This is a genomic window from Pseudomonas sp. E1MeOHC2 (assembly GCF_058745025.1).
The window spans coordinates 2,324,315-2,346,516 of record NZ_CP196675.1; the positions used below are offsets into that span (position 1 = coordinate 2,324,315).

The 22,202-nt window shown below is 61.9% G+C and carries 22 protein-coding genes and 1 pseudogene; 12 read left to right on the forward strand and 11 right to left on the reverse strand.

The features are described from left to right. Positions 1–57: 57 nt before the first annotated feature. The 3 genes from ACSSU5_RS10390 to ACSSU5_RS10400 form a co-directional block, all read right to left on the reverse strand. Entirely contained in the window at positions 58–1,140 is a 1,083-nt protein-coding gene (locus ACSSU5_RS10390) for a 5-(carboxyamino)imidazole ribonucleotide synthase (RefSeq protein ID WP_264310982.1), read from the reverse strand. A 10-nt stretch (positions 1,141–1,150) separates the two neighbouring features. Beyond that, complete coding sequence (gene purE / locus ACSSU5_RS10395; RefSeq protein ID WP_016489856.1) at positions 1,151–1,642, reverse strand: 5-(carboxyamino)imidazole ribonucleotide mutase; 492 nt, start codon at positions 1,640–1,642, stop codon at positions 1,151–1,153. Positions 1,643–1,813: 171 nt separating this feature from the next. Next, positions 1,814–2,746, reverse strand: coding sequence for a LysR substrate-binding domain-containing protein (locus ACSSU5_RS10400; RefSeq protein ID WP_492561107.1), 933 nt, complete (start codon positions 2,744–2,746; stop codon positions 1,814–1,816). Between the two features lie 182 nt (positions 2,747–2,928). Here ACSSU5_RS10400 and aspA point away from each other — a divergent pair, with 182 nt between their 5' ends. The 4 genes from aspA to ACSSU5_RS10420 all read left to right on the forward strand — a co-directional run bounded on the left by aspA (position 2,929) and on the right by ACSSU5_RS10420 (position 7,894). Next, positions 2,929–4,353: an aspartate ammonia-lyase gene (gene aspA, locus ACSSU5_RS10405; RefSeq protein WP_033702596.1), complete on the forward strand. Its 1,425-nt coding sequence runs from the start codon at positions 2,929–2,931 to the stop codon at positions 4,351–4,353. Positions 4,354–4,530: 177 nt separating this feature from the next. Continuing rightward, a complete protein-coding gene (locus ACSSU5_RS10410) occupies positions 4,531–5,523 on the forward strand; it encodes an AraC family transcriptional regulator (RefSeq protein WP_264310980.1) in 993 nt (330 codons plus the stop codon). Between the two features lie 224 nt (positions 5,524–5,747). Continuing rightward, positions 5,748–6,791, forward strand: a complete 1,044-nt coding sequence (locus ACSSU5_RS10415; protein WP_264310979.1) for a histone deacetylase family protein — start codon at positions 5,748–5,750, stop codon at positions 6,789–6,791. Next, positions 6,791–7,894: a polyamine ABC transporter substrate-binding protein gene (locus ACSSU5_RS10420; RefSeq protein ID WP_492561108.1), complete on the forward strand. Its 1,104-nt coding sequence runs from the start codon at positions 6,791–6,793 to the stop codon at positions 7,892–7,894. The genes ACSSU5_RS10415 and ACSSU5_RS10420 overlap by 1 nt, the downstream gene beginning before the upstream one ends. Positions 7,895–7,923: 29 nt before the next feature. On the opposite strand, the gene pdxR is transcribed toward ACSSU5_RS10420, so the two are convergent. Beyond that, on the reverse strand, positions 7,924–9,453 hold the full coding sequence (gene pdxR, locus ACSSU5_RS10425) for a MocR-like pyridoxine biosynthesis transcription factor PdxR (protein WP_492561109.1): 1,530 nt from the start codon (positions 9,451–9,453) through the stop codon (positions 7,924–7,926). An 89-nt stretch (positions 9,454–9,542) separates the two neighbouring features. Between pdxR and ACSSU5_RS10430 the strand changes: the two genes are divergently transcribed. The 3 genes from ACSSU5_RS10430 to ACSSU5_RS10440 are packed head-to-tail and all read left to right on the forward strand — an operon-like array spanning position 9,543 to position 11,310. Next, on the forward strand, positions 9,543–10,172 hold the full coding sequence (locus ACSSU5_RS10430; RefSeq protein ID WP_264310976.1) for an FMN-binding negative transcriptional regulator: 630 nt from the start codon (positions 9,543–9,545) through the stop codon (positions 10,170–10,172). Between the two features lie 12 nt (positions 10,173–10,184). Beyond that, complete coding sequence (locus ACSSU5_RS10435; RefSeq protein WP_492561110.1) at positions 10,185–10,631, forward strand: GNAT family N-acetyltransferase; 447 nt, start codon at positions 10,185–10,187, stop codon at positions 10,629–10,631. A gap of 7 nt (positions 10,632–10,638) precedes the next feature. Continuing rightward, complete coding sequence (locus ACSSU5_RS10440; protein ID WP_492561111.1) at positions 10,639–11,310, forward strand: GNAT family N-acetyltransferase; 672 nt, start codon at positions 10,639–10,641, stop codon at positions 11,308–11,310. On the opposite strand, the gene ACSSU5_RS10445 is transcribed toward ACSSU5_RS10440, so the two are convergent. Next, on the reverse strand, positions 11,311–12,210 hold the full coding sequence (locus ACSSU5_RS10445) for a homocysteine S-methyltransferase family protein (protein ID WP_492561112.1): 900 nt from the start codon (positions 12,208–12,210) through the stop codon (positions 11,311–11,313). A gap of 105 nt (positions 12,211–12,315) precedes the next feature. On the opposite strand from ACSSU5_RS10445, the gene ACSSU5_RS10450 reads away from it, so the two are divergent. After that, positions 12,316–13,137: an ABC transporter substrate-binding protein gene (locus ACSSU5_RS10450; protein WP_492561113.1), complete on the forward strand. Its 822-nt coding sequence runs from the start codon at positions 12,316–12,318 to the stop codon at positions 13,135–13,137. Continuing rightward, a complete protein-coding gene (locus ACSSU5_RS10455; RefSeq protein ID WP_264310971.1) occupies positions 13,134–13,955 on the forward strand; it encodes an amino acid ABC transporter permease in 822 nt (273 codons plus the stop codon). The genes ACSSU5_RS10450 and ACSSU5_RS10455 overlap by 4 nt, the downstream gene beginning before the upstream one ends. 8 nt (positions 13,956–13,963) lie before the next feature. On the opposite strand, the gene ACSSU5_RS10460 is transcribed toward ACSSU5_RS10455, so the two are convergent. The 4 genes and pseudogenes from ACSSU5_RS10460 to ACSSU5_RS10475 form a co-directional block, all read right to left on the reverse strand. Then, complete coding sequence (locus ACSSU5_RS10460) at positions 13,964–14,242, reverse strand: helix-turn-helix transcriptional regulator (RefSeq protein WP_492561114.1); 279 nt, start codon at positions 14,240–14,242, stop codon at positions 13,964–13,966. Continuing rightward, positions 14,239–14,526, reverse strand: a pseudogene (locus ACSSU5_RS10465) (type II toxin-antitoxin system HipA family toxin); the annotation flags it as partial. The pseudogene ACSSU5_RS10465 and the gene ACSSU5_RS10460, both read right to left, overlap by 4 nt. 146 nt (positions 14,527–14,672) lie before the next feature. Continuing rightward, complete coding sequence (oadA, locus tag ACSSU5_RS10470; RefSeq protein ID WP_264310968.1) at positions 14,673–16,481, reverse strand: sodium-extruding oxaloacetate decarboxylase subunit alpha; 1,809 nt, start codon at positions 16,479–16,481, stop codon at positions 14,673–14,675. Between the two features lie 11 nt (positions 16,482–16,492). Beyond that, entirely contained in the window at positions 16,493–17,908 is a 1,416-nt protein-coding gene (locus tag ACSSU5_RS10475) for an acetyl-CoA carboxylase biotin carboxylase subunit (RefSeq protein WP_264310967.1), read from the reverse strand. A gap of 189 nt (positions 17,909–18,097) precedes the next feature. On the opposite strand from ACSSU5_RS10475, the gene ACSSU5_RS10480 reads away from it, so the two are divergent. Continuing rightward, on the forward strand, positions 18,098–19,060 hold the full coding sequence (locus tag ACSSU5_RS10480) for a LysR family transcriptional regulator (RefSeq protein WP_492561115.1): 963 nt from the start codon (positions 18,098–18,100) through the stop codon (positions 19,058–19,060). Here the strand turns inward: ACSSU5_RS10480 and ACSSU5_RS10485 are convergent. Together ACSSU5_RS10485 and hexR are read right to left on the reverse strand one after the other, a co-directional pair. Continuing rightward, positions 19,002–19,220 carry a PA3496 family putative envelope integrity protein gene (locus ACSSU5_RS10485; RefSeq protein WP_492561116.1) on the reverse strand — a complete coding sequence of 73 codons (219 nt, stop codon included), beginning with the start codon at positions 19,218–19,220 and terminating at the stop codon, positions 19,002–19,004. The two genes, ACSSU5_RS10480 and ACSSU5_RS10485, sit on opposite strands and share 59 nt — an antisense overlap. Positions 19,221–19,346: 126 nt before the next feature. Beyond that, entirely contained in the window at positions 19,347–20,213 is an 867-nt protein-coding gene (gene hexR / locus ACSSU5_RS10490) for a transcriptional regulator HexR (RefSeq protein WP_264310965.1), read from the reverse strand. Positions 20,214–20,316: 103 nt separating this feature from the next. Between hexR and zwf the strand changes: the two genes are divergently transcribed. Continuing rightward, positions 20,317–21,759 carry a glucose-6-phosphate dehydrogenase gene (gene zwf, locus ACSSU5_RS10495; RefSeq protein ID WP_492561117.1) on the forward strand — a complete coding sequence of 481 codons (1,443 nt, stop codon included), beginning with the start codon at positions 20,317–20,319 and terminating at the stop codon, positions 21,757–21,759. 86 nt (positions 21,760–21,845) lie between these two features. Further along, complete coding sequence (locus tag ACSSU5_RS10500; RefSeq protein WP_492561118.1) at positions 21,846–22,148, forward strand: hypothetical protein; 303 nt, start codon at positions 21,846–21,848, stop codon at positions 22,146–22,148. Positions 22,149–22,202: the final 54 nt, after the last annotated feature.

Genomic DNA, 22,202 nt, shown 5'->3' on the forward strand with positions numbered 1-22,202 from the left:
TAGACAGCGCTTTGACTTGTTGCCATTTCAGAGGGCTTGCGGCACGCAGAAGTTCGATCAGCCGGCGATCAAAGCCTCTACCTCGGCGATCTTGCGCTCGAGGGTGACCATGTCATGGCAGCGCAGGGTGGCATGGCCAACCTTGCGCCCGACCTTGAAGGCCTTGCCGTAGTGATGCAGGTGGCAGTCATTGATGGCAACCACCTTGTCCACCGCCGGCACTTCGCCGATGAAGTTGAGCATGGCGCTCTCACCGACCTTGGCGGTCGAGCCCAACGGCAGGCCAGCAACCGCACGCAGGTGGTTCTCGAACTGGCTGCACTCGGCGCCTTCGATGGTCCAGTGCCCGGAGTTGTGCACACGGGGGGCAATTTCGTTGGCCTTGAGGCCACCGTCGACTTCGAAGAACTCGAAGGCCATTACACCCACATAGTCCAGCTTCTGCAGCACGCGCCCAACGTAGTCTTCGGCCAGGGCCTGCAGCGGGTGTGCTGCGCTTGCCACCGACAGACGCAGGATGCCGCTCTCGTGGGTGTTGTGCACCAACGGATAGAAGCGGGTTTCACCGTCGCGGGCACGCACGGCCACCAGCGAGACTTCGCCGGTGAACGGCACGAAGCCTTCCAGCAGGCACGGTACGCTGCCCAGCTCGGCGAAGGTATCGACCACATCCTCAGGGCTGCGCAGCACCTTCTGACCCTTGCCGTCGTAGCCCAGGGTACGGGTCTTGAGCACGGCCGGCAGGCCGATGCTGGCAACCGCCGCGTCCAGGTCAGCCTGGGAGAGAATGTCGGCGAAGGCCGGGGTGGGGATCCCCAGGTCGCGGAACATGCTCTTCTCGAACAGCCGGTCACGGGCAATGCGCAGTGCCTCGGCGCTCGGGTAGACCGGGACGAACTGCGAGAGGAACGCCACAGTCTCGGCCGGGACGCTTTCGAACTCGAAGGTTACCAGGTCGACTTCGTCGGCCAACTGGCGCAGATGGTCCTGGTCACCGTAGTCGGCACGCAGGTGCTCGCCCAGGGGCGCGGCGCAGGCATCTGGAGCCGGGTCGAGGAAGGCGAAGTTCATGCCCAGCGGAGTACCCGCCAGGGCCAGCATGCGGCCGAGCTGGCCACCACCGATTACACCGATCTTCATGGGGTCAGCCTCAAGCCTGGCGCGGGTCTGGATTGTCCAGCACGGTGTCGGTCTGTTCTGTGCGGAACTGCTTGAGCGCCGCGTGGTACTGCGGGTACTTGGCGCCCAGGATGCTCGCCGACAGCAGTGCGGCGTTGATCGCGCCAGCCCGGCCGATGGCCAGGGTCGCGACCGGAACGCCTGCAGGCATCTGCACGATCGACAGCAGCGAATCGACGCCCGACAGCATCGACGACTGCACCGGCACGCCCAGCACCGGCAGGTGGGTCTTGGCGGCGCACATGCCTGGCAGGTGGGCTGCGCCACCGGCACCGGCGATGATCACCTCGATGCCACGGCCTTCGGCCTCTTCGGCATACTGGAACAGCAGATCCGGGGTGCGGTGGGCGGAAACCACCTTCACTTCGTAGGGAATGCCGAGTTTTTCCAGCATATCGGCGGTGTGGCTAAGGGTGGACCAATCGGACTTGGAGCCCATGATCACGCCAACCAGTGCACTCATCGTCGAGCCTCTTCGCTTGTGCGCCCTTGGGCGCGTCAAAAAACAACAAGCCACGCGGGACGACCGGCGTGGCTTGTTTGCTGATCAGGACCGGATCTATCCGGTCGAAAGGCCGCGCAGTATACCGTAACCCAAGGCGATGCTGGCACCCCCGGCGACCAACTGTCGGCCTTATTTTTCGGGGCTTTGGCTGACTTTTGGGTCAACCCCCGCCGCACCTTCGAGCTTGCGCCACAACAAGCGCACGTTGGCCTTGCGCACCAGGGCGCAGCGGTACAAGCGGATTTCCAGGGGCACATGCCATTGGCTGCCACCGCAGATCGCCAACTCGCCCCGCTCCAGCTCGCCGCGCATGGACAGGCGCGGCACCCAGGCGATGCCCATGCCTTCCAGCGCCATGCTCTTGAGGCTGTCGGCCATGGCGGTTTCATAAACGGTGGTATAGCGCAGGTTGCGTTGGCGCAGCAGCAGGTTGACCGAACGGCCGAGGAACGCACCGGCGGTGTAGGCCAACAGCGGCACACTGCCCTCGCCTTCCAGGTCGAACAAGGGTTGGCCATCGGCATCGACGGCGCACACCGGCAACATTTCGGTGTTGCCCATGTGCAGCGACGGGAAGATCTCGGCGTCCATCTGCAGCGCGGCGTCGGGGTCATAGAAGGCCAGCATGAGGTCGCACCCACCCTCACGCAGGGCATGCACCGCATCACCAACGTTGGTGGCTACCAGACGGGTCGCGATGTTCAACCCGTCGTTGCGCAACTGGGCAACCCAACGTGGGAAAAACCCCGACGCCAGGGAGTGCGCCGCCGACACCTGGACGACCTCGCCCTGGCCACCTTCAAGGTGGTGCAAATGGCGCAAAATTTCGCTCAACTGGTCGACAACGGTGCGCGCTGTGACGAGAAATAGCTGCCCGGCCTCGGTCAGCTCAATCGGTGTGCGGGAACGATTCACCAGCTGCAGGCCCAACGCTGCTTCGAGGCTGCGAATACGTCGACTGAAGGCCGGTTGCGTGACGAAACGCCGTTCTGCCGCTTGGGAAAAACTGCGAGTGGCGGCCAGGGCGCTGAAGTCTTCCAGCCATTTGCTTTCCAGGTTCACGAAGCACATCTCCCGGCGTGCACCAAAATGGAACACGCTCGAATGTCAATTGGCGTCACATGAAACACTATGCCGTTTGTGCATAGGTTAGCGTGCAACAGCATTGGCCGCAAAATCCTCTTCAGGCCTAGGATTAGCGCCATTCCGGCATGTGCCGGGTCAAATTCGAGATGATATACATCATGTCTTCCGCTGCATCGTTCCGCGTCGAAAAAGATCTGCTGGGTACCCTTGAAGTTCCTGCTGATGCCTACTACGGCATCCAGACCCTGCGCGCTGCCAACAACTTCCACCTCTCCGGTGTTCCGCTGTCGCACTACCCGAAACTGGTAGTGGGCCTGGCGATGGTCAAGCAGGCAGCTGCTGACGCCAACCGGGAGCTGGGGCACTTGAGCGATGCCAAGCACGCCGCCATCAGCGCTGCTTGCGGCCGACTGATCAAAGGCGACTACCACGAGCAGTTCGTGGTGGACATGATTCAAGGCGGTGCTGGTACTTCTACCAACATGAACGCCAACGAAGTCATCGCCAACATCGCGCTGGAGGCCATGGGCCACCAGAAGGGTGAGTACCAGTACCTGCACCCGAACAACGATGTGAACATGGCGCAGTCGACCAACGACGCCTACCCGACCGCGATCCGTCTGGGTCTGCTGCTGGGTCATGACGCCCTGCTCGCCAGCCTCGATAGCCTGATCCAGGCCTTCGCCGCCAAAGGTAAAGAGTTCGACCACGTACTGAAGATGGGCCGTACCCAGCTGCAGGACGCCGTGCCGATGACCCTGGGCCAAGAATTCCGCGCCTTCGCCACTACCATGACCGAAGACCTCAACCGTCTGCGTTCGTTGGCGCCTGAGCTGCTGACTGAAATCAACCTGGGTGGTACTGCTATCGGTACCGGCATCAACGCCGACCCAGGCTACCAGATGCTCGCCGTACAGCGCCTGGCAACCATCAGCGGCCAGCCGCTGGTACCGGCTGCCGACCTGATCGAAGCCACCTCCGACATGGGCGCCTTCGTGCTGTTCTCCGGCATGCTCAAGCGTACTGCGGTCAAGCTGTCGAAGATCTGCAACGACCTGCGCCTGCTGTCCAGCGGCCCACGCACCGGCATCAACGAGATCAACCTGCCAGCGCGTCAGCCAGGCAGCTCGATCATGCCAGGCAAGGTCAACCCGGTTATCCCGGAAGCCGTCAACCAGGTGGCCTTCGCCATCATGGGCAACGACCTGGCCCTGACCGTCGCCGCCGAAGGTGGCCAGCTGCAGCTGAACGTGATGGAGCCGCTGATCGCCTACAAGATCTTCGACTCGATCCGCCTGCTCCAGCGCGCCATGGACATGCTGCGCGAGCACTGCATCGTCGGCATCACTGCCAACGAACAGCGCTGCCGTGAACTGGTCGAGCACTCGATCGGCCTGGTCACCGCCCTGAACCCGTACATCGGCTACGAAAACGCCACCCGTATCGCCCGTGTTGCCCTGGAAACAGGCCGCGGTGTGCTGGAACTGGTGCGCGAAGAGAAGCTGCTGGACGAAGAGATGCTCAACGACATCCTGCGTCCGGAAAACATGATTGCACCGCGTCTGGTTCCGCTGAAGGCGTAACCGACCGCTTCAACCGTCTCACCAGGTCGAGGGACTAGACACCTCTCAACCTTTCAAAGGCCCGGGCGCATGCTTCGGGCCTTTTTTTTGCCTGCAAGGTCTGGCGCTGCTGCGTTGCCACAGGCTTGCGGCACACAACTTGCTCCATAATGCATCCCACCCAACGGGATACCGAGCATGCTGCATAGCCACCTCACCACCCTCAACGCGGTTTCGCTGATCCTCAACGTCTTCCAGGCAGAGGGTTGCGAGGCTTCGGCCTTGCTGGCCGGCAGTGGCATCGGCCCGGCGGACCTGGGGCATGCCGACGCACGCATCACCACCCAGCAGGAGCTGCAGGTCTGCGCCAATGCCGTTGCCCGGCGTGAAGACATCGGCCTGGAACTGGGCCAGCGCATGCATGTGTCGTGCTATGGCATGCTGGGTTACGCCCTGCTCTCCAGTGCCACTTTGGGTGACGCCTTGCGCCTGGCGTTGCGCTTTCCGGCACTGCTGGGAACAGTCTTCCAGCTGCGCCTGATCGACGATGGCCAGCGCGTCTGGCTTAGCGCCAGCGATTACCGCGACAGCCCGGCCCTGACGGCCTTCAATGCCGAGTTCTGCCTGGTCTCGCTGAAAGTCATCTGTGACGACCTGCTGGGCCGCCCACTGCCCCTGCTCGGCGCCCGTTTCGAGCATGCCCGGCCTGGTTACCACAGCCTCTATACCGGTGCCTTCCAGTGCCCAATCAGCTTCGCTGCCGAGGACAACGCGTTTGCCTTCGAACGGCGCTGGCTAGACACACCGCTACCGCTGGCCGACCCCATCACCCACAACGCCATGAGCGAGCGCTGCCGCCGCCTTAACCTTGAGTTCACAGGGCGCCAGGCCTGGCTGGGGCGGATCCGCCAGCTGCTGGCTCAACAGCTGGACGCAGCGCCCGGCCTTGAGGGTTTGGCACGGCAGATGAACTGCTCATCGCGGACTTTGCGCCGGCACCTGCAGGCGTTGGGCAGCAGTTATCAACAACTGCTCGATGAGCTGCGTTTCGAGCGGGCCAAGCAGTTGTTGGCCGATGAGCAGATGCCGATTTACCGAATTGCCGAAACCTTGGGGTTCAGCGAAACGGCCAGCTTCCGCCATGCCTTCCAACGCTGGAGTGGTGTGGCGCCCAGCCATTTTCGCGGCTGACCTGGTCCGGCCTCTTCGCGGGCAAGCCCGCTCCCACAGGTACACCACAGTATCCGAGAGTTGTGGAGATCCTGTGGGAGCGGGCTTGCCCGCGAAGAGGCCGGCGCATCAAAACCTGGCCAGCGAGCTTGGCCACATCGATCCCCTTTTGGCCGTTTGCGTCGTTCTCCGGTACCAGGTCTACCCTGAAAATGGGCTCACGCCAGTCCAACCGGAGAACAACAATGCTGACGATCTATTCCGATGACCACCGCCTGCACCACGGCCGCTGCGAGCTGATCGACGGCAAGCTGATGCCCTGCTTCGAAATGCCTTCGCGCGCCGACCACGTGCTCGATCAAGTGAACAAACGCCAGCTGGGCGACGTGCAGGGCCCGACCGACTTCGGCCGCGCGCCGCTGCTGCGCATCCACAGCGCCGACTACCTGGACTTCTTTGAAGGCGCCTGGGCGCGCTGGGCCGCTTTGGGCCACGAAGGCGACCTGCTGCCTTTCACCTGGCCAGCCCGCACCCTGCGCCAGGTCAAACCCACCGGCCTGCATGGCGAGCTTGGTTACTACAGCTTCGACGCCGGCGCGCCGATTACCGCCGGTACCTGGCAGGCTGCCTACAGCGCCGCCCAAGTCGCACTCACTGCCCAAGCGGCCATCCAGCAAGGCGCCCATTCAGCTTTCGCCTTGTGCCGCCCACCAGGGCACCATGCCGCAGGCGAAGTGATGGGCGGTTACTGCTACCTGAACAACGCGGCCATCGCCGCCCAGGCCTTCCTTGACCAGGGCCGCCGCAAAGTCGCCATCCTTGACGTCGACTATCACCACGGCAACGGCACCCAAGACATCTTCTACAGCCGCAACGATGTGTTCTTCGCCTCGATTCACGGCGACCCGCAGGCCGAGTTCCCGTTCTTCCTCGGCTATGCCGACGAGACGGGCGAAGGGGCAGGTGAAGGCTGCAACATCAACTATCCGTTGCCAGCCGGCAGTGACTGGGCAGCCTGGAGCGCCGCACTGGAAGACGCCTGCCAGCGAATCGCCGACTACGACGCCGATGTGCTGGTGATCTCACTCGGCGTGGACACCTTCAAGGACGACCCAATCTCCCAGTTCAAGCTGGACAGCCCGGACTACCTGGAAATGGGCAAACGCATCGCCCAGCTCGGCAAACCGACCCTGTTCGTGATGGAAGGCGGCTACGCTGTGGAAGAAATCGGCATCAACGCGGTCAATGTGCTGGAAGGCTTCCAGCGCGCCCAGCCAGGAGCCCGGTAATGGCCCGACTCAAGCGTCTGCTCGCCCCCTTAATCGCTGCCACCCTGTGCACGGGTGCCCTGCAGGCCCAGGCCGCACAAGGTACCTTGCGGGTCTACAACTGGTTCGACTACATCACCCCACAAACCTTGGTCGACTTCCAGAAAGACAGCGGCGTAAAGCTGATCTACGACATTTTCGATACCAACGAGGCACTGGAAGCCAAACTGCTGACCGGCAACTCCGGCTATGACGTGGTGGTGCCGTCCAACGTGTTTCTTGCCAAGCAGATCGAAGCTGGCGTGTTCCAGCCACTGGACCGCAGCAAGCTGCCGAACTGGCAGCATCTGGACCCCGCCCTGATGAAGCTGATCGAGGCCAACGACCCAGGCAACAAGTTTGCCGTGCCCTACATGTACGGTACCGTGCTGATCGGCTTCAACCCCGCCAAGGTCAAGGCTGCACTGGGTGAAAACGCGCCTGTGGACAGCTGGGACCTGATCTTCAAGGAAGAGAACATCGCCAAGCTCAAGCAGTGTGGCGTCGCCCTGCTCGATTCGCCTTCCGAGATTCTGCCGCTGGCCCTGCAATACCTCGGCTTGCCGCCTAACAGCGAGAAGCCGGCCGACTACAAAAAGGCCGAGGACCTGCTGCTGAAGATCCGCCCGCACGTCACGTACTTCCATTCCTCCAAGTACATGGCCGACATCGCCAACGGTGACATCTGCGTGGCAGTGGGCTACAGCGGCAGCTTCTCGCAGGCGGCCAACCGGGCCCGCGATGCGAACAATGGCGTGGTGGTGGACATGCGCCTGCCCAAGGAAGGTGCGCCGATCTGGTTCGACATGCTGGCGATTCCGAAAAACGCCGCCAACCCGGAAGATGCCCACACCTTTATCAACTATCTGCTGCGCCCCGAGGTGATTGCGCCGATCAGCGACTTTGTCGGGTACCCGAACCCGAACAAAGACGCGACCGACAAGGTGAGCCCGGCGATTCGCAATAACCCCAACCTGTATCCGACCGCCGAGGCGATGGCCAAGCTGTATACCCTCAAGCCGTTGCCGCGCGATGCCGAACGGGCAAGGACGCGGGCCTGGACGCGGATCAAGTCCGGCACCTGAGCTAGAAGGGGGCTGCGTTGCAGCCCCATTCATTTGCGCCAGGCATTGCGCAACCGCATCAGTGCACTGGCAATGTCCGCCTCTGGCACCGCCGCGAAGCCCAGTACCAGCCCTGCGCGGTTATCCACAGGCACCTCGCTGTCCTCCCACCAGTAACCACTCAGCGGATTCACCTCCACCCCAACCGCTTCGGCCCTGGCGACCAGCGCTTGCTCTCGCGCAAAGTTATCCACATCGACCTTCACATGCAGCCCGGCCGCGACTTCCGGCATGCCGCCCAACCCCGGCACATCCATCGGCCAACCCGCCTTGAGCACATTGCGTCGGCTCAACGCAGCCCGGCGCATACGCCGGATGTGGCGCTGGAAATGCCCCTGGGCCATGAACTCGGCCATCACGCACTGGCTGCTCACCTCCGAATGCCGCATGGCCAGCGCTCGCCCCTGGCTGAACGCCTGCACCAGACGCGCAGGCAGCACCAGGTAGCCCAGACGTAATGCGGGAAAGGCAATCTTGCCGAACGTGCCGACGTACAGCACCCGCCCCTGCCGATCCAGTGCCGCCAGCGGTGCCAATGGCGCACCGCTGTAGCGGTACTCGCCGTCGTAATCGTCTTCAATGATCCAGCCATCGCTGCGCTCGGCCCAGGCCAGCAATGCCAGGCGCCGTGCCAGGCTCATGGTGACCCCGGTCGGGTACTGGTGAGCCGGCGTCACGTAGGCCAGGCGGCAATCCGCCAATTGCACGAGCCGCTGGCAGTCCATGCCCTCTTCATCCACCGGCACGCCCACCACCTTGCCCCCCGCCACCGCGAAGGTATGCCCGGCAGCCCGGTAACCCGGGTTTTCCACAGCTACGCCATCGCCAGGCTGCAACAGCAACTGTGCACAAAGGCTGATGGCCTGCTGTGCACCACTGGTGATCACAATTTGTTCAGCCGTGCACGAAAGGCCCCGCGAACGACGCAGGTAGGCCGCAATCAGCTCCCGCAGCTGAAGCTCACCTGCGGGGTCACCATAACCCAGCTGTGCAGGGTCCGGGTTACGCCAGAAACCCGCTTGCAGCTTGGCCCACACGTCAAATGGGAACAAATCGAAGGCGGGGATGCCGACCCTGAATGCGCGTGGCGCGCCGCTTCTAGGTGGGGGCAAATGGTTACTTTTCAGACGCTCCAACGGTTCACTGGATCGCTCACAGCTGGATAAATCCTCAGTCTTTTCTGAAGAAAATGTGGATAACCTTGTTGATAACCCCAGGGATAACCCTGTGGATAGTTGTGTGGATAGTTTATTGAGCTGGGTGACATAGGTGCCGTCCCCCACCCGGCTTTCGATGTACCCCTCGGCATACAACTGGTCGTAGGCACGCACCACGCTGTTGCGCGACAACGCGAGTATCGCCGCCAAGTCGCGGCTGGCCGGTAAGCGCGTACCGCTGCTCAGGCGCCCATCCAGTACCCGAGCACGCAGGGCCTGATAAAGCTGCTGGCTGAGCCCGCGCCGGCGGTCAAGCACGATACCCGCAGGGTCGAAGGGCAAATTGAAGGGGCGCTTGTTCACCGTATTGGACCTATCAAATCAGTCATAAATGGATCTTACACCGAACCAATAGCCTGCCTAGGATGGAGCCATTCAACAAGGAACCCGCCATGTACAACAGCAAGCCCCACCAGGAACACGACCTTGAGCGCCTGCACCAGCACATGGCCGATACCCGCCTCGCCGTGCTGATCAGCCACGGTGAACACGGCCTGCTGGCGACCCATCTGCCCGTCCTCATCGACACTCAAGAAGGCGTGTCTGGCACGGTCTATGCGCACCTGGCCCGGGCGAACACTCAGTGGCAAGACCTGCAGCAAGGCGCTGAAGCGCTGCTGGTGTTCCCCGGTGCCGACGCCTATGTCAGCCCAAGCTACTACCCCAGCAAGGCCGAAAACCCCAAGGTGGTCCCCACCTGGAACTACCTGGCAGTGCACGCCTACGGCGCGGTCGAAGTCATCCACGAGGCCGAACCCCTGCTGCAAATCGTCAGCCGCCTGACCGACCGTCACGAGCAGGGCCGCAGTGAGCCCTGGAAAGCCTCCGACGCCCCCCGCGACTACCTTGAAGGCATGCTCCGCGCCATTGTCGGTATTCGCATGCCGATCACACGCCTGCAAGGGGCACGCAAACTCAGCCAGAACCGTTCGGCCGAAGACATCGCTGGGGTGCGTGAAGGCCTGAGCGACAGCACCGACCACCAGGACAACCAACTCGCGGCGCACATGCGCCAACTCTGAAGGAAAAGCCCCATGTCCAGCGTCACTCTGCGCCCCGTCAGCGCCAACGACCATTCAGCCTGGCTAGCCCTGTGGCAGGCTTACTTGCGCTTCTATGAGTCCGAATTGACCGAAGCCGTCAGCACCAGCACCTGGCAGCGCCTGCTGGACGCCAACGAGCCCACCCACTCCGCCCTGGCCTGGGTCGATGGCAAGGCGGTCGGCATGGTCAACTGGATCTATCATCGTTCCAACTGGAGCATCGAGAACGCGTGTTACCTGCAGGACCTCTATGTGGATAACACACAGCGCGGCCTGGGCATCGGTCGCCAACTGATCGAACAGGTCTACGCCACCGCCAAGGCAGCCGGCTGCACCAAGGTGCACTGGCTGACCCACGAAACCAACGCCACCGCCATCAGCCTGTACCAGCAGGTTGCCGAGCGGTCGGGCTTCATTCAATTTCGCAAAGGGGTGTAGGCACGCCATGACTGACGTACTGAACTGGAAACCCGCCAAGGCGCCCACGCCAGGCCCCATCGAGGGCCGCTTCATTCGCCTGGAGCCACTCGACCCGGCACGGCATGGCGACAATCTCTGGGAGGTGCTGCAGGGCCCGGATTCCGACCCGGTTCTGTGGGATTACCTGCCTTATGGCCCATTCCCCGAGCGGGGCGCTTTCGACCGTTGGCTGCAAGGCAATGCCGCCAGCGCGGACCCCTTGTTCTATACCGTTATCGACCGCCCCACCGGCCAGGCTCAGGGCATTCTCAGCCTGATGTCGATCGTGCCCGACCATGGCCGCATCGAGATCGGCCACATCGCCTTCGGCGCCGCCATGCAGCGCACGCCAAAGGGGACCGAGGCGGTGTACTTGCTAGGCAAACTGGGTTTCGAGCTGGGCAATCGCCGCCTGGAATGGAAGTGCAACAACGCCAACGCCCGCTCCAAGCGTGCGGCAGAGCGCTTTGGCTTTGTCTACGAAGGCGTTTTCCGCAAGCACCTGGTGGTCAAGGACCACAACCGGGATACCGCGTGGTATTCGATTACCGATGATGAGTGGCCACAGGTGGCGGCGGGGTTCGAGCGCTGGTTGAGTGCCGACAACCAGCGCCCTGAGGGGCAAGTCAGGGCGCTGGAAGCCTGCCGCAACGCCTGATCAGGCCAGGTTGGCCCTGAGCTCTGCGATATGCTCCGGGCCGATACCACAGCAACCACCGAGCAGGCTCGCGCCACGTTGCCGCCAGTTGCTGGCCCAGCTCAGGTAGCCCGGTGGGTCGAGGTCTTCGCGCAGCTCATCGAGGCCATCGTTGGCAGTGGCGTCCTTGGGCTGCGGCGGGAAGGCATTGGCATAGGCGCCGATGGCGATCTCCACGCCCAGGCGCTCGAACGTCTCACGCGCCACATCCAACGCCGCGCCGATCACCTCGGGCTGGCTGCAGTTGAACAACAGTGTACTGACACCCAGCCCAGCAATCGCTTCGGCCGCCTCGGCGACCGTTTGCCCGGAACGCAGCCGAGGCACGTCGATGGCACCTTCGTCCTGCAGTGTGAACGATACCCAGAACGGTCTACCGTCCTGCGGCAGTTGCGCGCTAATGGCCCGGACTTCCTCGATCGAGCTTTGGGTTTCTGCCAACCAAAGGTCCACGTAGGGCGACAGGCCAGCCAGCAAGGGGGTCAGCACTTCGGCGACGCGCTGCGGCTGATACAGGTCCGGGCGATAGGAGCCGAACAACGGTGGCAGCGAGCCGGCCACGCGAACAGGTACGGCAGCCGCATCGGCTGCGGCACGGGCCAATTGCCCCGCCGTTGCGGCCAATGCGCGTCCTTCTTTGGCGAACCGCTCCTCCCCAATATGGAAAGGCACCACCGCGTAGCTGTTGCTGGTGATGACCTGGGCCCCGGCCTCGATGTAGGCCGCATGGACTGCCAGCACGGCTTCAGGCGCTTCGCTCAATGCCAACGCTGACCATTCGGGCTGCCGAAACGGCGCACCACGACGCTGCAGCTCTCGCCCCATACCGCCATCCAGAATTACCAGCGATTGTTCGCCCATATGACTATCACTTATATGTTTATGAATAAAATTCATTAGTACGTAACTTGTTATAACTATTAAATACCTGACACCGATTGTCCAACAACTTTTTCAGGTACCTCCATGCGCTTGCTTCCCTTGCTCGGCACCGGCCTTATCGCCCTGTGTGCCACCACTCAAGCCCTCGCAGGCGCCACGCTGGACCGAGTACAAGCGCGCAATGAAGTGGTCAACGTGCTGATGGAAAGCTACCCGCCGTTCTCGTTCCTGAACGAGCAGAACCAGCTCGATGGCTTTGACGTGGATGTGGCCAAGGCAGTCGCCGACAAGCTGGGCGTCAAGCTGCGCCTGGAGACGCCGTCCTGGGATGTGATCGCAGCGGGGCGCTGGAGCGGCCGTTACGACCTTTGTGTGTGCTCCATGACGCCGAGCAAGGCGCGCGCCGAGGTGTTTGATTTCCCGGTCGAGTACTACGCCTCGCCTGCGGTGATCGTGGTCAACGCCAAGGATGATCGTATTCACTCAGCCAAAGACCTCGACGGCCTCAAGGTCGGCTTGACCAGCGCATCGAGCTACGAGAGCTACCTGAACAAGAACCTGGTCATCGAAGGCGACGAAGACAAAAAGATCGATTACCCCTTCGAAATGGTGCAAATCGCGCCCTATGACACCGATAACGTCGCCTTCCAGGACCTGGGCCTGGGTGCAGGCGTGCGCCTGGACGCGATCCTGACCAACCTGGTCACCGCCCAACCCCGTCTGGACCAGGACAAACGTTTCAAACTGGCCGGCGCGCCGCTGTATGAAGAACCCAACTCGGTGGCCATCGAAAAAGGCGACCCTGAGTGGGATGCAAAACTGCGCCAGGTATTCGCCGAGCTCAAGGCCGACGGTACATTGGCCAAGCTGTCACAGAAATGGATCGGCGCCGATATCAGTAAATGAGTGCTCATCAACCTGCCCCTCGTCCCGCCGTCAAAACCACGGGCGCCCAGCTGTTCGGTTTCCGCACACGCCTCTACCTGACCTGGGTGGGGCTGTTTGTGCTGTTTGCCGCGTTTTTCCTCAGCTTTGACCTGAAGTTTTCGATCATTGTCGAGAAATTCCCCTACCTGGCTGGGTTCAAGCTGGGGCCGAATGGCTTTTTGCAAGGCGCGGCACTGACCTTGTTCCTGTGCCTGTGCTCAATTGTCGTTTCGGTAGCACTGGGCTTCGCCGCCGCGTTGGCACGCCTGTCGAGCAGCGCGGTGCTGCTGGGCATCGCCAGCTTCTACACGTCGTTTTTCCGTGGTACTCCGCTGCTGATCCAGATCCTGCTGATCTACCTGGGCTTGCCGCAACTGGGCGTGGTCCCTGGGGCCATCAGCGCCGGCATCATCGCCCTGTCGCTGAACTATGGCGCCTACCTCAGCGAAATCTTCCGTGCTGGCATTCTTGGCGTGGCGCCCGGGCAACGCCAGGCGGCGATGGCACTGGGCCTCGGCCCTGCGCAAATCTTCTGGCACGTCACACTGCCGCAAGCCATGCGCACCATCATCCCGCCAAGCGCCAACCAGTTCATTTCGATGCTCAAGGACTCGTCGCTGATTTCGGTGATGGGCGTGTGGGAAGTGATGTTCCTGGCCCAGTCCTATGGCCGTTCCAGCTACCGCTATCTGGAGATGCTGACGACCGCAGCGGTGATCTACTGGGTGCTGTCGATTCTGCTGGAGCTGGTACAGGCCAAGCTGGAGCGGCATTTTGGCAAGGGCTATCAACAGTGAAGCCGGGGTCAGGTGATCTGACGCTGGCGCCTGACCACACCTATCTGAAGACCAAACGGGCGCAGTACGGCATTCATTGACTTGAGGGTAGGGTTCCCCTCGCCCCGCTCGATCTGGATAAGCGTGCGTAAGGATACCTTGCACATACGAGCAAACTGGGACTGTTGAAGGCCTGCCACGGTCACGCGCAAATGCCGCACTGCCGTACCCATATCGCATGTGCCGTCAGCGATCCATTGCTGCACATCATCGATGACTTTGGCTCGTTGTTCGGGGGACAGGCTCATAGCAGGCCCCACGCGTTCATCCGTTGCTCAAGCTGTCTTAGCGCGACAGCAGGATGATTCATCACCACCTCCGGCAAGCCTGATTCACGGAGCAGATCTGGAAGCGCCAGCAGCAGCACCGCATCCTGGCGCAATTGTTCGAACGCCTGCTCGGGTCTGATCAGTGGCGACAGGCTCTCACACGCCTTGCGCCAGTCGACTTCTCCAGCACGCTCAATATCGGTTGACCATTTGGTCGTGCGGGTGACACCTTCGGCATCCAACACCATGGGCGCTGCAATATAGTGCATATTCTTCATCTCGAAACTCAAAAAATATGCATTAAATTGCATATTTTCAACGCTTAGCGCTCGGAATATGCAATTTAATGCATAAAAAAGGGGAGCATCCGCTCCCCAGAGGTAAACCGTTTTTTAGATGAAGGTTTCTATCAACCTTCGATCTCGATCAGGATCTCGCCCGGCGTCACGCGATCGCCCTTGGCCACGTGGATGGCCACGACCTTGCCGGCGATATCCGCCTGCACTTCGGTCTCCATCTTCATGGCTTCGGTGATCAGCACGGCCTGGCCGGCTTTGACCATGTCGCCTTCCTTGACCAGCACATCGACGATGTTGCCTGGCATGGTGGTGCTGACATGGCCTGGGTCGGTGGCCTGCTTGCGCTTGCTGCCGCCGCCGCCAACAAACTCGTTGAGCGGTTCGAACACCACTTCTTCTGGCATGCCGTCGATCGACAGGTAGAAGTGGCGCTTGCCCTCAGCCTTCACGCCCACACCGGTGATGTCGACGCGGTAGGTTTCGCCGTGCACGTCGATGACGAACTCGGTCGGCACACCTTCGCCGCCAGGTGCGGCAATCGCGCCGGCTTCCGGGATCGGCAACAGGGCTTCCGGGGTCAGGGTGCCGGCTTCGCGCTCTTCGAGGAACTTGCGCCCGATGTCTGGGAACATGGCGAAGGTCAGCACGTCTTCTTCGCAACGAGCCAGGGCGCCGATGTCGTTACGCAGCTTGGTCATTTCTGGCTTTAGCAGGTCGGCCGGGCGCACGTCGATCACTTCTTCGCTGCCGATGGCCTGACGGCGCAGCTGTTCGTTGACCACACCCGGGGCCTTGCCGTAACCGCCTTGCAGGTACAGCTTCACCTCGTTGGTGATGGTCTTGTAACGTTCGCCTGCCAGCACGTTGAAGAACGCCTGGGTACCGACGATCTGCGAGGTCGGGGTCACCAGCGGCGGGAAGCCGAGGTCTTCACGCACACGCGGGATTTCCGCCAGCACTTCGCTCATGCGGTTGAGGGCGCCCTGCTCCTTGAGCTGGTTGGCCAAGTTGGAAATCATGCCGCCGGGTACCTGGTTGACCTGTACCCGGGTATCCACTGCGGTGAATTCGCTTTCGAACTGGTGGTACTTCTTGCGCACGGCATAGAAGTACAGGCCGATTTCCTGCAGCAGCTCCAGGTCCAGGCCGGTGTCGAACTCGCTGCCCTTGAGGGCCGCGACCATCGACTCGGTGCCTGGGTGGCTGGTGCCCCAGGCGAAGCTGGAGATCGCGGTGTCGATGTGATCGGCGCCGTTTTCCACAGCCTTGAGCTGGCACATGGCGGCCAGGCCGGCGGTGTCGTGGGAGTGGATGAACACCGGCAGCGACTGCTCGGCCTTCAGTGCCTTGACCAGCTCGCCGGTGGCATACGGGGTCAGCAGGCCGGCCATGTCCTTGATCGCCACCGAGTCGCAACCCATGGCTTCCATCTGCTTGGCCTGGTTCACGAAGGCTTCGATGGTGTGCACAGGGCTGGTGGTGTAGGCGATAGTGCCCTGGGCGTGCTTGCCGGCGGCCTTGACCGCTTCAATGGCCACGCGCAGGTTACGCACATCGTTCATGGCGTCGAAGATGCGGAACACGTCAATGCCGTTGACGGCGGCCTTGGCGACAAAGGCTTTGACCACGTCATCGCTGTAATGGCGGTAGCCCAGCAGGTTCTGCCCGCGCAGCAGCATTTGCAGGCGCGTGTTGGGCAGCGCGGCGCGCAGTTTGCGCAGGCGCTCCCACGGGTCTTCCTTGAGGAAGCGCACACAGGCATCAAAGGTTGCACCGCCCCAGACTTCCAGCGACCAGTAGCCGACTTTGTCGAGCTTGTCGCAGATCGGCAGCATGTCTTCGGTACGCATGCGGGTGGCCAGCAGGGACTGGTGAGCGTCGCGCAGGATCGTGTCGGTTACGTGGATTTTCTTGGACATTATAAGTTTCCTCACAGGCCTGCGTGGGCGGCGATGGCGGCGGCGATGGCCAGGGCCAGCTCTTCGGGTTTGCGCTTGATCGAGTAGTTGGTCAGTTCTGGGTGGCTTTCGACGAAGCTGGTGTTGAACTGGCCGCTACGGAATTCCGGGTTGCGCAGGATTTCCTGGTAATACGCGGCGGTGGTCTTCACCCCCTGCACGCGCATGTCGTCCAGGGCCCGCAGGCCGCGGTCCATGGCTTCTTCCCAGGTCAATGCCCAGACCACCAGTTTCAGGCACATGGAGTCGTAGTACGGCGGAATGGTGTAGCCGGTGTAGATCGCCGTGTCGGTGCGCACGCCTGGGCCGCCGGGTGCGTAGTAACGGGTGATCTTGCCGAAGCTGGGCAGGAAGTTGTTTTTCGGGTCTTCGGCGTTGATCCGGAACTGCAGCGCGTAACCGCGGTGCTGGATGTCTTCCTGCTTGACCGACAGCGGCAGGCCCGAAGCGATGCGGATCTGCTCACGAACGATGTCGATACCGGTGATTTCTTCGGTGATGGTGTGTTCTACCTGCACCCGGGTGTTCATTTCCATGAAGTACACCTCGCCATCGGCGAGCAGGAACTCCACGGTACCGGCGTTCTCGTAATCCACAGCCTTGGCTGCACGCACCGCGAGGTCGCCGATGTAGGCGCGCTGCTCGGGGGTCAGCTGAGGGCTCGGGGCGATTTCGATGAGCTTCTGGTTGCGGCGCTGGATCGAGCAATCGCGCTCGAACAGGTGCACCACGTTGCCGAAGCTGTCACCGAGGATCTGCGCCTCGATGTGCTTGGGGTTGACGATGCACTTTTCCAGAAACACTTCTGCCGAGCCGAAGGCCTTGGTGGCCTCGGAGATCACGCGGGGGAAATTCTGTTCCAGTTCTTCACGGCTGTTGCAACGGCGAATGCCGCGGCCGCCACCGCCGGAGGTCGCCTTGAGCATGACCGGATAACCGATGCGGTCACCTTCACTCAGGGCTTCATGGATATCGGCAACGTTGCCTTCGGTGCCCGGCGTCACCGGGACGCCGGCCTTGATCATGGTGCGGCGTGCTTCGGTCTTGTCGCCCATGCGACGAATGACTTCGGCAGCCGGGCCGATGAACTTGATCCCGCGCTCGGCGCAGATCTCTGCCAGTTCAGCGTTTTCCGACAAGAAACCGTAACCCGGGTGCAGGGCATCACAACCGGTTTCGACAGCGAGGTTCACCAGCTTGCGCGGGTTCAGGTACCCGGCCAGCGGCTCGGCACCGATGCTGTGGGCCTCGTCAGCGCGCTTTACGTGCAGCGCATGACGGTCGGCGTCGGAATAGATCGCTACCGAGCGAATGCCCATCTCGGCGCAGGCACGCACGATCCGAACTGCGATTTCACCTCGGTTGGCGATCAGGATTTTTTTTATCACTGGAGTCTTCCCAAAGCCGTAGGAACAGTCGAGCCGGTTCTACCGGTCGGCGCGTGACCAGACGTTGCTGGCCAGTCGCACATTCACCCTAGCGCTGTAGGACGATAAACAAAAATCAATATTTGTTAGGGGCAGTATTAGCAAAAGCTTATAGTGCCGTAACAAGGTTTTGCCGGAGCCTGGATAAAAATGCGTAAGTCCTTGATGCGTATGACATTGCGCCAATTGCAGATCTTCAACGAGGTGTGCGATTTGCGCTCGTACAGCCGTGCGGCCGAGGAAATGGCGCTTACGCAACCCGCCGTTAGTCTACAGATCCGTCAGCTCGAAGAACTGATCGGCCAGCCATTGTTCGAGTACGTCGGCAAGAAGCTCTACCTGACCGAAGCGGCCGAAGCGCTGCAACGCGCCAGCCGCGATATCTTCGGTCGGCTGGAAAGCCTCGACATGCAGCTGTCGGATCTGCAGGGTTCACTGCAAGGGCAGCTGAAGCTGGCGATCGAATCCAGTGCCAAGTACTTCGTGCCACACCTGTTCGCCGCCTTCAAGCAGCGACACCCGGAGGTCAACCTGACGCTCACGGTGGTCAACCGCGCCCAGGCGATCCGGCGCCTTTCGGACAACCGTGACGACCTGATCATCATGTCCATGGTCCCGCAGGACATGGGCCTGGAGTTTCTGCCGTTTCTGAACAACCCGATCGTCGCCGTGGCCCCGCCGGACCACCCACTGTGCAAGCTGGAGCACCTGCGCCTGCAGGACCTTGAGCCTCATACCCTGCTGGTCCGCGAACAAGGCTCGGGCACGCGCAAGGCGTGCGAGGAGTACTTCAAGGACAAACGCGTGCACTTCACCCAGACCCTTGAGGTGGCCTCGGCCGATGCCCAGCGCGAGTGCGTGATCGCGGGCCTGGGCATCGCCCTGCTGACCCGCCATGCCTTGAACATGGAGCTGGCCACGGGCGTGCTGAAAGAGTTGCCGGTGGAGGAACTGCCGCTGTACCGCAGCTGGTGTGTGGTACAGGCCAAGGCCAAGCGGCAGTCACCGGTGGCCCTGGCATTTTTAGCGTTCATCCGCAGCGAACGTGTGCTTATCAGCGCAATTGTGGAGCGTTTTTCGGGGAAGTCGCTGCCGAGGTCTGCCACACCGTGAGTTCTTGTAGCTCAGGGTAGTCAACCAAATCACGGAGCAATTGGCGCTGGTCGCAGTAGCTTTCGATAGCGCGGCGGTACTCCATCCGGCGCTGATCCTTTTCCTGCTGCTTGCGAGCCTTGGCGTTGGGTTGGTACGTACCGTCGAAGTCACGAGCCATTGCCTGTCTCCCAGTTAGGATGCGGGAGTTTCAGACTGGCTTCGAGGGTTTACGGTTTTGCGTTGGGGCGGTTACAAAATCATGAATTTTGGCCGCTTGTAGCCGCCCAATCGCCGACAGGACGCTTCAGTCGTCGGTAGCCTTGATCGATTTTGGCGACAAGCGCAGGCTACGCAAGCTGCGTTTCACGCTCTTGAGGTGGTTGACCAGGCTCGGCCCACGCGCCATGGCAACGCCCATGGCCAGCACATCGATCACCACCAGGTGCGCGATACGGGAGGTCAGCGGGGTATAGATCTCGGTATCTTCATGCACATCGATCGCCAGGTTGACGGTCGAAAGCTCCGCCAATGGGGTGGCGCTCGGGCACAGGGTGATGAGGTTGGCACCACTCTCACGCACGAGGTTGGCGGTGATCAGCAGGTCTTTGGAACGGCCCGATTGGGAAATACAGACCGCAACATCGCCCGGCTTCAACGTGACCGCCGACATGGCTTGCATGTGCGGGTCGGAATAAGCCGCCGCGCTGAGCAACAGCCGGAAGAACTTGTGCTGGGCATCGGCAGCCACCGCGCCGGACGCGCCAAAGCCATAGAACTCCACGCGCTGCGCCTGGGCCATCGCGCTCACCGCCTGCTGCAGCGCGTGAGGATCGAGGTGCTCGCGCACTTCCATCAGCGTGTGCAACGTGGTGTCGAAGATCTTCAGGCTGTAATCGGCTACCGAATCGTCTTCATGGATCGCGAACTGGCCAAAACTGGCCCCGGCGGCCAGGCTCTGTGCCAGTTTCAGCTTGAGGTCCTGGAAGCCTGAACAGCCGATCGCCCGGCAAAAACGCACGATGGTCGGTTCACTGATACCCACGTTGTGCGCCAGGTCGGCCATCGAGCTGTGCATGACGGCAGCCGGGTCTAGCAGCACGTGGTCGGCCACTTTCAGTTCCGATTTGCGCAGCAGGTGGCGCGATTGGGCGATATGTTGCAACAGATTCACGGGCTGGACTCGGTTATGATCGGCTTGCCGGGATGTAGCTTTCTTGTAGTTATACTACATGGGCGCCAACCCGCCCAGTTAAACGAACGTGGAGCGTGGTGGTTTGACTATTCCTTGCGACATTCTGGTCTTCGGTGGCACCGGCGATCTGGCCCTGCACAAATTGCTTCCGGCGCTCTACCACCTGTTTCGCGAGGGTCGTCTGAACAACGCCGTGCGGATCATTGCCCTGGCGCGGCGCAACCTGCCGCGTAACGACTACCTGAAGCTCGCCGAGCGCCACTGTCGGGCGCAGATCGCGCGTAACGACTTCGACGAAGAGGTCTGGCAGCGGTTCTCCGCCCGGCTCGACTACTTCGCCATGGACGCCGCGCAGAGTGCCGATTTCGGCCGCCTGGCGCGCTACCTGGGCGAGCCCGGCGGGCTGACCCGGGTCTTCTACCTGGCCACCGCCCCCAACCTGTTCGTGCCCATCGCCAACCACCTGCGCATCGCAGGCCTGGCCGACCCCGAAGCCCGCATCGTGCTGGAAAAGCCCATCGGCCATTCACTGGCATCCGCCACCGCCATCAACGAGGCAATTGGTGCGGTGTTCGAGGAAGCCCAGGTGTTCCGTATCGACCACTACCTGGGCAAGGAGACCGTGCAGAACCTGATGGCCCTGCGCTTCGCCAACGCCCTGCTGGAGCCGGTATGGCGCAACAGCCAGGTCGACCACGTGCAGATCAGCGTCTGCGAAACCCTGGGTGTAGAGAACCGCGGAGGCTACTATGACCGCGCCGGCGCGACCCGCGACATGTTGCAGAACCACCTGCTGCAGCTGCTGTGCCTGGTGGCCATGGAGCCGCCGGCGCAGTTCGAGGCCGAAGCCGTGCGGGACGAGAAAGTGAAGATTCTGCGTGCCCTCAAGCCCATTGCCGGCCAGGACGTGCAGGACAAGACCGTGCGCGGCCAGTATGGCGCCGGACGCATCGGTGGTCAGGAAGTGCCGGCGTACTACTTCGAAAAAGACGTGGACAACGACAGCGACACCGAGACCTTCGTCGCCGTGCAGGCCCAGATCGACAATTGGCGCTGGGCCGGCGTGCCCTTTTACCTGCGCACCGGCAAACGCATGGCGCGACGCTCGTCGCAGATCGTCATCCAGTTCAAGCCGGTGCCCCACGAGCTGTTCAACGGCGGCCAGGTCAACCAGTTGCTGATCCAGTTGCAGCCTGAAGAACGCATCAGCCTGCGCATGATGACCAAAAGCCCAGGCAAGGGCATGCGCCTGGAGCCAGTCGACCTGGACTTGAACCTGGCTCAGGTATTCGGCCAGGCCCGCCGCTGGGAAGCCTATGAGCGCCTGCTGCTGGACGTGCTGGAGGGCGACTCGACGCTGTTCATGCGCCGCGATGAGGTCGAAGCGGCCTGGGCCTGGATCGACCCGATCATCAAGGGCTGGGAAGAGCACTTCCAGGCGCCGCGCCCCTACGCTGCCGGCAGCAACGGGCCGGAGCAGGCCAACAGCCTGCTGGCGCATCAAGGTAGGGCTTGGCACAGCTGAAGGTTTTCCCGCTCCCTGTCCTGCCCTCCAGAGACCAGAGTGGTTCACGCCGCAAGGCACCCACTCTACAACAGAGGTCTCGAACCATGACTATCGACATCAATAGCTTTACCGCCATCAACGATACACGGCCTGGCAAAGAATGCTTTCGGGTATTCGGAACAGTAACGGTTGCCCACCCAGGCCTGGAGCCTGTGCTCACCCAACCCAAAATCAGGCATAAAGGCGGTTGGGAAGTACTTACACTGGATCTGGTTCAGCATGAGGGGCCAAACCTAGCGGTCGAGGCGCAGCGACCTGTTGTCTTTGAGCGACCGGGTGCAACCTCTTGGAAAATGCTGGAGATCCAGGGCTGCGAAGGCCGCCTGATGATCGTGACCATCGAGTAACACCCGAGCCGCCCGGCTGCTCCAGGGCACCAGGTGGCTTCAGCACCCTGCGCT